The sequence below is a fragment of the Pedobacter hartonius genome (genome assembly GCF_900107535.1).
Taxonomy (GTDB): Bacteria; Bacteroidota; Bacteroidia; order Sphingobacteriales; family Sphingobacteriaceae; genus Pedobacter; species Pedobacter hartonius.
In genome coordinates, this window is the sequence record NZ_FNRA01000012.1 from 87,794 (window position 1) to 100,705 (window position 12,912).

The 12,912-nt window shown below is 42.3% G+C and carries 11 protein-coding genes and 1 tRNA gene; 6 read left to right on the forward strand and 6 right to left on the reverse strand.

Translation table 11 applies throughout. The features are described from left to right. Positions 1-82: 82 nt before the first annotated feature. Positions 83-937 carry an SDR family NAD(P)-dependent oxidoreductase gene (locus BLW16_RS18650; RefSeq protein WP_090559482.1) on the reverse strand — a complete coding sequence of 285 codons (855 nt, stop codon included), beginning with the start codon at positions 935-937 and terminating at the stop codon, positions 83-85. Positions 938-1,014: 77 nt separating this feature from the next. Next, positions 1,015-1,917 (reverse strand): helix-turn-helix domain-containing protein, encoded by a 903-nt coding sequence (locus BLW16_RS18655; RefSeq protein WP_090559374.1) that lies wholly within the window; start codon positions 1,915-1,917, stop codon positions 1,015-1,017. 192 nt (positions 1,918-2,109) lie between these two features. On the opposite strand from BLW16_RS18655, the gene msrB reads away from it, so the two are divergent. Both msrB and BLW16_RS18665 read left to right on the forward strand, forming a co-directional pair. After that, the gene (gene msrB, locus BLW16_RS18660) at positions 2,110-2,589 is read left to right on the forward strand and encodes a peptide-methionine (R)-S-oxide reductase MsrB (RefSeq protein ID WP_090559375.1); all 480 of its coding nucleotides are present in this window, start codon (positions 2,110-2,112) and stop codon (positions 2,587-2,589) included. Positions 2,590-2,673: 84 nt separating this feature from the next. Further along, a tRNA-Ser gene (locus BLW16_RS18665) sits at positions 2,674-2,760 on the forward strand. A 404-nt stretch (positions 2,761-3,164) separates the two neighbouring features. On the opposite strand, the gene BLW16_RS18670 is transcribed toward BLW16_RS18665, so the two are convergent. Continuing rightward, positions 3,165-4,391: an alpha/beta hydrolase-fold protein gene (locus BLW16_RS18670; RefSeq protein ID WP_090559377.1), complete on the reverse strand. Its 1,227-nt coding sequence runs from the start codon at positions 4,389-4,391 to the stop codon at positions 3,165-3,167. Positions 4,392-5,046: 655 nt separating this feature from the next. On the opposite strand from BLW16_RS18670, the gene BLW16_RS23770 reads away from it, so the two are divergent. The 3 genes from BLW16_RS23770 to BLW16_RS18685 all read left to right on the forward strand — a co-directional run bounded on the left by BLW16_RS23770 (position 5,047) and on the right by BLW16_RS18685 (position 6,120). Then, entirely contained in the window at positions 5,047-5,211 is a 165-nt protein-coding gene (locus BLW16_RS23770) for a helix-turn-helix domain-containing protein (RefSeq protein WP_262497166.1), read from the forward strand. 114 nt (positions 5,212-5,325) lie between these two features. Beyond that, on the forward strand, positions 5,326-5,865 hold the full coding sequence (locus BLW16_RS18680) for a nuclear transport factor 2 family protein (RefSeq protein ID WP_090559484.1): 540 nt from the start codon (positions 5,326-5,328) through the stop codon (positions 5,863-5,865). A gap of 27 nt (positions 5,866-5,892) precedes the next feature. Continuing rightward, positions 5,893-6,120, forward strand: a complete 228-nt coding sequence (locus BLW16_RS18685; protein WP_090559379.1) for a hypothetical protein — start codon at positions 5,893-5,895, stop codon at positions 6,118-6,120. A gap of 93 nt (positions 6,121-6,213) precedes the next feature. On the opposite strand, the gene BLW16_RS18690 is transcribed toward BLW16_RS18685, so the two are convergent. Further along, positions 6,214-6,453 carry a hypothetical protein gene (locus tag BLW16_RS18690; protein ID WP_090559381.1) on the reverse strand — a complete coding sequence of 80 codons (240 nt, stop codon included), beginning with the start codon at positions 6,451-6,453 and terminating at the stop codon, positions 6,214-6,216. Between the two features lie 317 nt (positions 6,454-6,770). Between BLW16_RS18690 and BLW16_RS18695 the strand changes: the two genes are divergently transcribed. Then, the gene (locus tag BLW16_RS18695; protein ID WP_090559383.1) at positions 6,771-7,814 is read left to right on the forward strand and encodes an NAD(P)-dependent alcohol dehydrogenase; all 1,044 of its coding nucleotides are present in this window, start codon (positions 6,771-6,773) and stop codon (positions 7,812-7,814) included. A 61-nt stretch (positions 7,815-7,875) separates the two neighbouring features. Here the strand turns inward: BLW16_RS18695 and BLW16_RS18700 are convergent, their stop codons facing one another. Beyond that, complete coding sequence (locus BLW16_RS18700; protein ID WP_090559385.1) at positions 7,876-9,558, reverse strand: RagB/SusD family nutrient uptake outer membrane protein; 1,683 nt, start codon at positions 9,556-9,558, stop codon at positions 7,876-7,878. A 4-nt stretch (positions 9,559-9,562) separates the two neighbouring features. Further along, positions 9,563-12,760, reverse strand: coding sequence for a SusC/RagA family TonB-linked outer membrane protein (locus BLW16_RS18705; RefSeq protein ID WP_090559387.1), 3,198 nt, complete (start codon positions 12,758-12,760; stop codon positions 9,563-9,565). Between the last annotated feature and the right edge of the window lie 152 nt (positions 12,761-12,912).

The window sequence follows — 12,912 nt, forward strand, 5'->3', positions numbered from 1 at the left end:
TCCTACAGACATTGTTGTTATCCGCATATTAAATGCAATCCTGGTGGAACTCATCAGTCCCCTGCGCTGTCGTTTCCTTAAGCTAACCGTTAACAGCTAAGTCTGAGTGGGCAGCAATACTTTTCCAAAGACACATATCTTTTTTTACTTCCAGCACCTTTTGATCAGCGATTTCATATGCTTCTTTGCCCAGGAATAAATGTAAAGGAGAATCTCCTGATTCGGCAACATCGATAATCACCCCGGCAGTTTTTTCTGGACCTGCGTCCTGAATGGAATCTTTTGCCTGCAGATAGGCCTGTTGTACATCACGCACAATGTCATATTCCGGGATCTGGCGTTCAGCAACACTCAACGGGCCGTAACTAAGAAGATTTGACCTGAAATAATCAGGCAGTACAACAGTGACGTCTATTCCAAATGGTTTAGCTTCCATTGCGAGCGATTCAGAAACGCCAATTACAGCGAATTTGGTGGCACAATAAATACTAAATCCGGGATAACCTCCGCTGAACCCTCCTATTGAGGAAATATTGAAAATGTGTCCTGACTGTTGTTTCCGAAAATGGGGCATTGAATTCCTGATGACATTGATCATAGCAAAAACATTGATTTCGAAGGTAGCCCTTGCCTCTTTGTCGCTCAGCTCTTCCAGACTGCCGATCTGTCCGTGATCTTCATTGTTTACAACAACGTCAATTTTGCCAAATGTATCTACGGCAGTTTGCAGGGAAGCGCTCACGCTGTCCTCTTTAGTAAGATCCACAACCATCGGCAGAAAATTTGAATTGGCCTCACCTACTGCACATTCCAGATCCGCTAAATTCATGGAGGTGGCGGCCACCCTATACCCTCCAGCAAGTAATTGTTTAACTAAGCTTAATCCCAGTCCGTTAGAGGCACCGGTCACATACCAAACTTTTGATTTTGAATCCATGTTATTCATATATATATCAAAATTACCTCATCCAGGGTACTTTTAGATTACAATTATCAAGCACATTATTACTAAATTCAAACATTCCTGAAGGAACCTGGAGTATATGCTGTCTGTTTTTTGAAAAAGTTATTAAAATGTGCTGCTTCTTCGAAGCCTAGGCAGTAGCCAATCTCAGAAATGTTCCAGTCTGTATGTCTCAGAAGAGACTTTGCTTCCGACAGTAAGCGCTGTGCGATAATATCAGTCGTTGTCTTTCCTGTAGTCTCTTTAACAGACCTGTTGAGGTGATTAACGTGCACAGCAAGTTTCTCCGCGAAATCCTTGGCAGATCGCATTGAAAAACGCTGTGAAGGCGTTTCAATAGGAAATTGGCGTTCCAGCAGTTCAGTAAAAACGGAAGTAATGCGGGATTTTGCATCAGGATGCTGATACAGGCTTTCCGTAGGCTCCGATTTCAGGGCATAGTGGGTGATTTCCGTCACGTAATTACGCAGCAGGTCGTACTTGAAAACATAATCAGATTCAATTTCCTCTAGCATTTTAATAAAGATATCTGAAACATGCCTTTCCTGTTTTTCATCTAAATAGTACGCTGGCTTCCCCCCATGGGTGAACATAGGCAGCTCACTCAGGCTTCCGCGAATTTTTTCAATGAAAAATGACTCGGTGAAAATGCAAAAGAAGCCGGTATTGTTATCTGAAAGTGACTGTACGGTGTAAGGAACGTTGGGATTAAAAAAGATCAGGGTTGTTCCTTCTATAGCTAAACTTTTGTCTGCATAATGGTACAAGTACTTTCCGCGAACCAGGCTAACCTTGTAGAAATCCCTTCTACTGTACGATACGGGCTTTGCATTCGGGCCAAAACAATCTTCTATACGGAACACGTTAAAGTGCCCTACGCCTTCTTGTAATGACTGTGGCACACTGTTAAATTTATGCTTGTAGAAGTGCTCGAGCGTTTGCGTCTTTTCCATATAATGAATTTAAGAAAATTTTACTTAAACAAATCTACCTTGCCTGTATCAATTCCAATTACGATAATCAAACCAATAATTGCAAAATTCAAACATTACAATGCTTCATAATGAATAATAATACAATCCTATGACCAGCGTTCAATCCTTAGGAACGCAATTTGCTTTATTATATCAAATTATAATATTCTTATGAAACAGATGATAGGTATGACCGCAATATTAATGTTGTTTCTAACAGCTTGCGGACAGCAGCCAAAACAAAATAAGCAAACGAAATATGAAATTACGAAATCTGATGCAGAATGGAAGAAAGTACTGAGTCCAATTGCATTTGATATTATGGTGAGAAGAGGGACAGAGAGGGCATATCAGAACCCTTATTATAATAACCCTGAGAAAGGTATTTATGTGAGTGCCGCAACAGGTGAACCACTGTTCAGTTCAGAAGATAAATATGATTCCGGAACAGGATGGCCAAGTTTTACCAAGCCGATCAACAGTAAGGCTATTGCTGTGATACACGATAGTTCATTTGGCATGTCCAGAGATGAAGTTGTGGAAGCCAAAACGGGGTTGCATTTAGGACATGTATTCGATGACGGACCGAGGGATAAAGGTGGTTTGAGATACTGTATGAACTCTGCAGCCTTTAAGTTTATCAAAAAATAAAAAAATCAGATTCATAATGAGGCAATTAAAAGATAGTTCCAGAGGATAGTTTGCCCGGATCAACTTTATTTGTACTTTCGCGGCGGAGAGTTGGCAGAGTGGTCGATTGCGGCAGTCTTGAAAACTGTTGACTTGTCAAAGGGTCCGCGGGTTCGAATCCCCCACTCTCCGCAGATAGGGTATTAAAACCAACAAAAAGCCTGCAAATCGTAAGATAGCAGGCTTTTTGCATTTTAGAGGTTCTCAAAATTCGCATAGTTTCTCATCCTGTGAGTGAGATATTCGGTGAGTAAATTGAGAAATTGAAAAGACTCACCGAATTGATTATATTTAACTGGTAATGAACCGGTTGTATGATCAAACATTTTGACACTTATTCGTGGACAATTTGAGCTTTTACCAACCATTGTTTATGACCAAAATAAATGGAATCAATTCAATTATTATCAACACATAGATGGTGAGCGGATAATTTCATCTTGGACAATTTATAACAAGCAACTAGTAGAACTTATCATGTGTATTCCGAAAAATAACTTATTACTTAGATGTAAAACAGAATTAATATATTAGATTCAGTTTAACGCTTTAATTTTGACTGCAGTAGGCGCATAATCTAAAATTGTTAAGGCTTTACTGAAATATTTCTTAGCCGCTTTATTGTCTCCTGACGCTAAATAATAATCACCCCATGCATCGTATACGTTAAAACTATTGGGATAATTCTGTTCATTAAATTGAAAAAAAAGATATGCGGATTCCAGTTTGTTTGAACGTAGAAAAGCATACCCCATATTATTAATAATTCTTTCAGAAGGAACTACTTTATAGCCCATAGAATCTGATATTTTTTTATAACCAAGCACTAGCGTGTCAAGAATGGCTTTACCTTTAACAGCGGTGTTAAATAGATCATAATTATCCACAGATAGAAAGTTATAGTCCCGAAAAATATATTGGAGTCCATCGTATTCACTGATGAACGGGGATGTATTGTGTCCCTCTCTCTCGTAAGATTTAATTTCCCAATGAAATTTTTTGTTATTATTTTTTTGTAAAGTGCATGTTAGAATAGGCATTGCAAGGACTGCATCACTATACGGTGATTTGTGTTTTCTGATCTCGGTTGTATCAACCTTTTTCTTGAAGCCGTTTGCGATTGAGATAAATAAACTTTTATCATCAAACTTCTTATCTTTTAATATATCGCCTGCTTCTTTTACAAGCTTAGAATTATCATACCATAAAGCCGGATCTATCGATATATAAGAATTAAATAATTCAGTATGTTTGAGCAGAGTATTTATAACAAAGAGGCCGCCTAAAGAGTGCCCGATTAACATACGGTAAGGTGCGGTTGAATATTTAGATTCAATTTCCGGAATAAGTTCCTTTTGCAAAAAATCGGTAAATTTTTCACCACCGCCGCTAGGTTTAGCAGAAATGCTGTCTAAAAAAATTCCTGAATTGATATGGGTGGGGGTAAAATCCCGGATGCGGTCAACATTTGGTATAGCAACAATAATACACTCTTGAAACACTCTCAGTGAACCCATATTTTCTACCATTGCAGTGAGTCCCTCAAAGTGTTCCTCTCCGTCCAGTAAGTAGATAACTGGGTATTTCTGCTTTTCATATAGTCTGTCGGAAGCACTTTTAGGAACATGTACAAAAAATGACCTCTCTTCGCCCAGTTCTTTAGAGTTAGTTTTATAACTTTTACCAATCAAAATATCATTATTGACCTGTGAAGAACAAAATAGTGGTATTGCAAAAAATAATAAGAGCAGTAGTTTCCTCATTTAATTTATTCTATATTACAATTAGACATTTGAAAAAATAAAATGCTGCATAAATTAATAAATTAAAATCCGACCCTCCTTTTGATTTAATATTATATTAATCTGCTATGAGGAAAAGTATTATAACGGAAATATTTATGTGATTCATTTCATATGTCTTAAGCAAGCCTTAAAAAAGAAGACGATATTGTAGTAATTGGCATATATTTGATTAAGGTCAGTGATCAGGAATTATTCTCCTCCGGCACAACCAGGCTGGAAACGACCAATTGGATATTAAGCCTGGATCTATGGAAATACAGAAACACTAAAGCAATATTATGAGCGGTTACCATTTGCCAATGCTAACCGCCTGCCAGCGGACAATGCAGGTCCCGGACATTTTAACGTTTTTGAAAGAAGGCAATCAGGTAAAAACACTCCTTTTAACAGAAGAGATTTTTACAAGGTTTCCCTAATTCTAAGCAAGGGCAAACTTCATTATGCCAATAAATGGATTGTTATTGATAAACCGGCACTCCTGCTCTCCAGCCCTTTAATTCCTTATTCATGGGAACCTGATTCCCTGGAACAGAAAGGCTGGTTTTGCATTTTTACGTCAACCTTTATCCAGCCATTTGATTTTAAGCCGCTTATTCAGGAATCAACCCAACATATCACATTAAGGATCGTTAAAGAGGCTTATACTTTACTTCAACATGAGGACTGGAGCATCAATCAGATTGCCTACGCCTTTGGATTTGAAGAACCTGCCTATTTTACCAACTTCTTCCGTAAAAACACGCAGGTAACGCCAAGTTCTATCAGTGATAATCTCTGAATGTTATATTAAATTGACTGAAAGTTATAATGCCCCGGTTATATTTTCGATTTAACTTTGTACTGCTAATCAATGATGCTGATACGCATCTACAGTTATATTAAAAATTTAGTTATGGCAAACAAAAAAGAAAATAAAACACTCGAAGAACGGTTAAGAAATATTGAAGACCGCCTGGAAATTTATAGCCTGATCGCAGGTCATCCGTTGAGCGCCGATACCGGAGCAGACTATTATGCACGTCAGGTTTATATGGAAGACAGCGTTTTTGACCGCGGGCCTCTGCCAGGAGCAAAAGGTAGGGAGGCAATAGCTGGTTTTTTACAAAAACCGGAGCATAAACAGGCTATTGCAGGTGGATTGGCACATTTTACCGGCCTTCCTTTGATTGAGCTTCAGGGAGATCAGGCGTTCGTTACCTCCTATTTGCAAATCCTCACACCCGACATTAAAGGTGAAGAACGTGAACTTCCCAACCACGGCTTCTCAAAGGGATACCGAATTCACCGGGTATTAGCAAATCGGTGGTCTCTGGTGCGTATGGAGGATGGCTGGAAGATCAAGACCCGCAAATTAATTCCTTTAGAGGGTTCTACTGACGCTACTGACGTTCTAAAGCAGGGACTTGCAATTTTTGCAGACCAACACAAATAAACTCATCCTACTAATTTTATCAAAACGATGGAAAATCAAAACAAAATTGTTCCGGATGAGCTATTTGATGATGGCAGACTCCCGTTGTTATACCCGCATGAACTTACTTCCGAACAGAGAAAACTTCATCAGCATTTTCAGGATAACCTGATCATCTGGTCAGAGAAAGTAGGTTTCAGGCTGGCTTTACCAGACGGGCGGCTGCTTGGGCCTTTAAATGCCTTCTTATACAGTCCGCTCATTAGCCGGGCTTAATTTTTAAGGCCAGATACGGTTTGTCGCCCAGTGAATTTAAAAAGGCGAGAAAAATAAGCTGAATGATCAGCAAGAGGTCAATCGGCAAGGAATCTAAGCGAGTGATGTATCCACCCGTTTAGATTCTTTATGAAACAGGTACTGCCGTCTTTTTCGCTTAGGCTTATCTTCTGGTAACACTTCGCCCTTACGCTGGGTGCTGTCTTTCAGTACCGCCCCACTATCAGAGCTTTCACTTTCAGACTCCTTTTTCAAGTCGCGGTAATTTTCATCCAAATCACAACCGGCAAATACCACTCCGGCAAATGCAAGGATAATAAGTAGTTTTTTCATAAAGGGATCGCTGTAACTAAAGATTACGTTGCACCAATGTGTTGTGCAACACCTGAAGTTTATCAGGTAAGATAGTTTTCAACTTAAAAACCCCTCATTTCAAAACTTGTTTTCGCGATAAACACCTGTAATCAGGAGGAAAATACGCATTTAATACGCAATATGGTGTTTCACTCTGCCGTGTGTCTGCAAAAGCGCAATGGCTATCAGTTAAACAATGCAGATATTTGAATATTGTAATGAATGATTTGAATTTCACAGTTCAACGTTCAGACAAGTAACCTATCTTTATATCAACTTAACTAAATGAATTGATAATGATAGAGACAAAAGGATATGCCGCACAAAGTGCAGGCGAAGATTTAGCACCCTGGTCCTTCGAGCGTCGCGAGGTAGGTCCGCATGATGTACAGTTTGACATTTTATTCTGCGGCGTTTGCCATTCAGATTTACACCAGATGAAGAATGATTGGTTTGAGGGCATCTTTCCAATGGTACCCGGACACGAGATCGTTGGCCGTGTTGTTGCCGTGGGCGACCATGTAAAAAAATTCAAAGTCGGAGACCTTGCCGGTACTGGCTGTATGGTAGACTCCTGCCAGATTTGCACAAACTGTAAAAAGGATCTTGAACAATACTGCCTTGAAGGCAATACGCAAACGTATAACGGACTGGAACGCGATGGTAAAACGCCAACGTATGGTGGCTATTCCAATACCATCGTAGTCAGAGAAGAATTTGTGTTACATGTATCAGAAAAATTAAACCTGGCAGCAGTAGCACCTTTACTGTGTGCTGGTATTACAACCTATTCGCCACTGAGACACTGGAAAGTGGGTAAAGGGCATAAACTTGCCGTTTTAGGATTAGGCGGACTGGGCCATATGGCTGTTAAATTCGGTGTTGCTTTCGGCGCTGAAGTAACCGTGCTCAGTACCTCTCCTAAAAAAGAAGAAAATGCAAAACAGTTAGGTGCACATCATTTTGTAGTGACCAGTGATAAAGCACAAATCGAAGCTGCCATGGGCACATTTGATTTTATACTGGACACGGTTTCTGCTGAACATGATTTCAACATGTACCTGTCTTTACTGGCTACTGATGGTAAGCTGATTTGTGTGGGAGTGCCACCAGAACCTGCACAGATAGCTGCATTCAGTCTTTTGGCCGGCAGGAAAAGTGTCGGAGGTTCCAGCATAGGTGGTATTGCCGAAACTCAGGAAATGCTTGATTACTGCGCAGAACATGGCATCGTTTCAGATATCGAAATGATCGACATGAAAGACATTCATACTGCTTACGAGCGGATGGAAAAAGGTGATGTCCGTTACAGGTTTGTCATTGACATGGCTACTTTATAATCAACTGAAAAGCCTGTTAACTGAAAACAGTTAACAGGCTTTTTTTTAAATATGCTCTGGATTAATATCCTGCATTCTGTTTTAGCTGGCCGTTTGATGCCTGTATTTCCGTCAATGGAATGGGCAGCCAGTATTCTGATTCTTTAAATACGCGACCTGTCAATGCCACTTTTCTGGCATAGGTGTAACCGGATGGGTTAGCACTGTTTACAGTGGCCGACATACCGTATGCTGGTACATTTTCGGTCTGCGATGCAATTTTCCAGCGCCTTACATCATAAAAACGATGCTCTTCAAAGGCAAGCTCGATTTGCCTTTCATTTTGTATGGCCGCTTGCATAGCGCTTTTAGACAAACCAGACAGCGGAGGCATCACCACCGAGGCGCGCGACCTTACGGTATTGATCGCCTGGTAAACGCTTTGATCCGGTCCGGCTGCCTCGTTTTGGGCTTCAGCATAATTCAACAGTATCTCCGCGTATCTGAAATAGATCCAGGGTTGTGCCCCGGCAACACCTGCCGGATTAACAATCGGGTAGTTATCGTTCATAAACTTGCGGAGGTAATAACCCGTTAAACCGGTGTTCCAGTTTGATGGCCCCTGGTTGCTGTCTTTCCCTCCCGGCAAATAAACATCCACCGTGCTGCCCCTGTAGGCGGCCTTATTGTATAATATCGTAGCGTAAAATCTTGGGTCCCGGTTTACATAAGGGTTCTGGGGATCGTAGCCTGAAGTCGGATCGGTGATCGGTTTACCATTGGCCATCGGATAGGCATCCACCAGGTTTTGTAATGGTGCATTACCACCCCATCCGTCATATCCATTCGGGCCATTGGCCCGCTCTATCGGCAAATGTATAGCGGTATTTGAGAAGTAGAGGCGCTCAAATATAATTTCAGTGCTGTTCGGATTCAAAAACAGTTTTGAATAACCACCCTGATCAATATTATATTTTCCCATATCCATCACCGCTTTAGCAGCTGCGGCGGCAGCTTCCCAGGTACCTGCATTGTATAACGGACTCGCAGCGTACAATAACAACCTCGATTTTAAGGCAAGAGCTGCTCCTTTTGTTGCCCTCCCCAATGCCCATGATGAACTGTTATTTACAGGAAGTTTGGCCGCAGCATCATCCAGCTGTGCAACGGCGTAACTGATAGATTCTGCGATGGTGGCACGTTTGAAAAGGGCCGGGTCCTGCAGGTTACTGTTTAAGCCGGTTACGTTATCGCCAATCAGTACCACACCACCGTAGTTACGGATGAGATCCTGGTATCTGAAAGCCCTGATAAATTCCAGTTCGCCAATTAACCGCGCTTTGTGTGCAGCATTCAACGGCAAACCATTAATGACGCTTAATGCATAATTACACTCACGGATACTGCGATAGCTACGCCCCCAGAATGTGCCTGCAATCCCGGTGTTATCAGCTGATAACTGGCCTTGCTGTAACACCCATGATCCATCATTACCGGTATAGACAGATTCATCAGTAACAGAACTCCACATGGCATATTCAAAACCACGCCCAAAACCCGGTGGAGAGTAACTCCCTTCTTTTGTTTGTAAAATTGCGCCGACGTATCCGTTAATTACGTAGGCTTCGAACACGGCGGTATCAGTAGTAATTGAATTGTCAGTAACCCTGTCAGTTGGGGATAATGTAAGGAAATCTTTTTTACAGGATGTAAATGATGCGATAAGGAGCATCACAGCGCCTGTGATATAACTAATATTCTTCATGGTTTTAAAATTTAATATTGGCACCTATATTGATAATTTTTTGTTCCGGATAAAACTGTCCGGTTGCACTGATTCCTTCAGGATCGTAATCCTTTACTTTGGTAATGGTAAACAGGTTAAATGCACTTGCATATAACCTTAAGCCGGAAATATGTATGCGGTCCAGCGTTTTGGCCGGAAAGGTGTAGCCGAACTGCACATTTTTAAGCCTGACGAATGAGGCATCATTCAGCCAGAAGGTGCTGTTGTACAAACCTCCGCTTACCGCAGTAGACGCACGGTCTGACACCCTTGGGTAAGACCCGTTGGGGTTAGAAGGACTTGTTGCATTATCCGCCCATGAACTGTAGAAGTTGCCTATGGTTCCGGATTCCGGGAGAACATATTGGCTTACCTGTGCCTGGCCTGCAAATAGTACTGATAAATCAAAGTTTTTATAGCCCGCATTCAGGTTAAGCCCGTAAACGATCTGCGGAATGTTACCATATTTAGTCCGGATCTGGTCGGCCGCTGTAATTTGCCCATCCTGGTTATAATCTTTATAGATCAGGTCACCTACCATAGCACCTGTAACGTGCGGGGTATTATCAATCTGGGCCTGGGTTCTGTAAATCCCTGTTGCATCATACAATAAGCTTGTATTTAGGGGCCCGCCTGTTCTCCTCTGGTACGGCAATGTACCAGCTGCCTCATCTACATAAACGACCTTGCTTTTGGCATAGGTAAAGTTTGCACCGGCGCCCCATGAGAACACTCCCCGGTGATTGTAATCCAGCGTAGCTTCGAAACCATTGTTATTGATCTTGCCGATGTTTTCTGCCGGTACCAGCGGATTTCCGGTAATCGGGTTTACAATTCCCGAAGTACCGGGCAGCGATCCGTTACGGTAAGCCAGAATATCTGACCTCACCTGGCGGAAGTAGATTGCCTCAAGCGTAAAGTTTTTCAGGAATACCGCGTTGATACCGATATCTGTTTTCTTTGCTGTTTCCCAGGTGATATTTGGATTGGCAATTTTTGTCAGTGCAAAACCCGGCTGAACGGATGCTCCCGAACCATTGTCGAATACCACTGTGTTGTTGGACGAGTAGTTGTCGAAATACTGATAGGCGCCGATAATATCATCACCCAATACACCATAAGATGCACGTATCTTCAGATCATCTATAAAACTGATGCTGTTCTTAAACCAGTTTTCTTTAGAGATCCGGTAACCAGCAGAAACTGAAGGAAAATACCCCCATTGATGACCTGGCGCAAAAAGCGATGAACCGTCCGCACGCAATTGTCCTTCTAACAGGTATTTTTCATCATAATTATAAGCAAGCCTGCTGATCACACTCCGGCGGTTGTAATTATATGCGGGTGAGGTTGCATTGTTATTGCTGCTGCTGCCGCCATTGGTTGCGTTGTTCGCTGCTGTTCCACCCTGAGACAGCTCAGGCGTTGTAGTGGTCAGGAAGTTGTTGCGCCTGGCAAAGAAAAAATCATAGGTGTTCTTGCTTTGCTCGTATCCCACAAAGGCATTCACGTTATGTTTGTCAAACTGCCGTACAAAATTTAGTTTGATGTTAGATGTAATCTGCGACTGATTTAACTGTGATTCATATAAATATGCAGTACCGCTTAATCCGCCCTGCACACTTGGAGCATAAATTCCTGTTGATTTATTAAGGGTATATACCGTATAAGGAGTATAAAATGCTTTTGAGAAACTGTTCGATTTGTCTGCAGAGAAAAAGCCATCCACTGAAAGGCCCTGTATCTCCTGAATATCATAACTGGCCTTCAGGATACCGTTAAAAGTTTGAGTCGGGTTTCTGTTGATACCGCCAATACTTGTGGCCGTAAGTGCCGGGTTTGCCTGATCGATACCGGTGGTGGGTAATCCATTTGGATAAAACGCTGCAGCTGTAGGGTACGACCGGTAAATGGAACGGAAGATGTCCGCCGCTAAGGTGGTTGGGGATTCGCGGTCTTCCTCACGGCCGGATAGGGACAAACCTACTTTAAACCGCTGTGTGATCGTCGCATCTATATTTGACCTGAAGTTGTACTGATGATATTTGGAAGCGCCGTTTTTATAAATACCGTCCTGATAAATGGTACCAACCGACGTAAAATATTTGACATCTTCTGATCCGCCGCTAACGCTCAGGTTATGCTGATTTTGCAGTGCGTAACTTTCAAGCGTCGTTTTCTCCCAATCGGTACTGGGGAAATTAAGCGGGTCTGTTCCGTCTCTGAATTTTTGAATCTGTTCAGCATCGTACACCTGGCTCAGGCCGCCGCCGGGGTTGTTGTAATAATTAATATCATTGACAAGCTTTGCGTAAGTGGCCGCATCTGCCAGTTTAGGTAAGCGCGTAGGCGAACTGAATCCCTGGTTAAAACTATAGGATACTGACGCTTTACCCGTTTTACCGCGTTTGGTGGTAATTAAAATTACACCGTTTGCCGCTCTGTTGCCATAAATCGCAGCTGAGGCGTCTTTTAAGACCGAAACGCTTTCAATGTCATTCGGGTCCAGCCGTTCTAAACCTCCAATCTGTCCGGGTACGCCGTCTACAACAACTAATACAGCGTTACTGCCTGTTGTAGCCATACCGCGGATTAGAATATTTGATCCGTCGGCCCCAGGTTCGCCAGATACGTTGTTGGCAACCACCCCCGAAATACGGCCCGAAAATGAGTTGGAAACGTTGGGCTGAGGGCTTTTAACCAGATCACTGCCTTTAACCACCGAGACTGAACCGGTTAGGGTTGCTTTTTTCTGCGAACCATAACCTACGATCACCACGTCATTAAGTTTGTTGGCATCTTCCTGCATGATGACCTTAATGCTGCTGCGCCCGGATAAGGCAATTTCCTGACTCTGATAACCGATAAACGTGAATACCAATGTACCTGTGGCTCCATCTGGTATGTTCAGCGAAAAATTACCATCCTTATCTGAAATGGCACCTGTTGTGGTGCCTTTCAGGAAGATAGTTACACCCGGAAGAGGAGCGCCTTTTTCATCCGTTACACTACCGCTCACGCGGGTGCTGACCAATGCTGTTGAAGTTTTGTCTGCAGCAAAAACCGGGACCGGCATCGCGCAAAAAAGGTAACAGGCCAGTGCCGCCCCTGCGAGCAAGCTTAACCTTGCAGGATTTTTTTTCCTCTGCGAAGCATACATTCTAAGTAAATTTGATTCCATAATTTTTAATAACTTTTTAGTTGTTCGGGATAAATGCTGAATTGTGATTCCATGTTCACTCGTAATCGGCACTACGAAATTGAAGCAATTTTTGGAGATGGCTGGGGGGCAAACCTTGCAACTGACCGGGGCAAAACAAGCAAAAAAGCCAA

Bases quoted from the DNA above. Each gene is read 5' to 3' on its own strand.
- BLW16_RS18650 (WP_090559482.1), bottom strand. From the start codon at position 937: ATGGATTCAAAATCAAAAGTTTGGTATGTGACCGGTGCCTCTAACGGA.
- BLW16_RS18655 (WP_090559374.1), bottom strand. From the start codon at position 1,917: ATGGAAAAGACGCAAACGCTCGAGCACTTCTACAAGCATAAATTTAAC.
- msrB (WP_090559375.1), top strand. From the start codon at position 2,110: ATGAAACAGATGATAGGTATGACCGCAATATTAATGTTGTTTCTAACA.
- BLW16_RS18670 (WP_090559377.1), bottom strand. From the start codon at position 4,391: ATGAGGAAACTACTGCTCTTATTATTTTTTGCAATACCACTATTTTGT.
- BLW16_RS18680 (WP_090559484.1), top strand. From the start codon at position 5,326: ATGGCAAACAAAAAAGAAAATAAAACACTCGAAGAACGGTTAAGAAAT.
- BLW16_RS18685 (WP_090559379.1), top strand. From the start codon at position 5,893: ATGGAAAATCAAAACAAAATTGTTCCGGATGAGCTATTTGATGATGGC.
- BLW16_RS18690 (WP_090559381.1), bottom strand. From the start codon at position 6,453: ATGAAAAAACTACTTATTATCCTTGCATTTGCCGGAGTGGTATTTGCC.
- BLW16_RS18695 (WP_090559383.1), top strand. From the start codon at position 6,771: ATGATAGAGACAAAAGGATATGCCGCACAAAGTGCAGGCGAAGATTTA.
- BLW16_RS18700 (WP_090559385.1), bottom strand. From the start codon at position 9,558: ATGAAGAATATTAGTTATATCACAGGCGCTGTGATGCTCCTTATCGCA.
- BLW16_RS18705 (WP_090559387.1), bottom strand. From the start codon at position 12,760: ATGGAATCAAATTTACTTAGAATGTATGCTTCGCAGAGGAAAAAAAAT.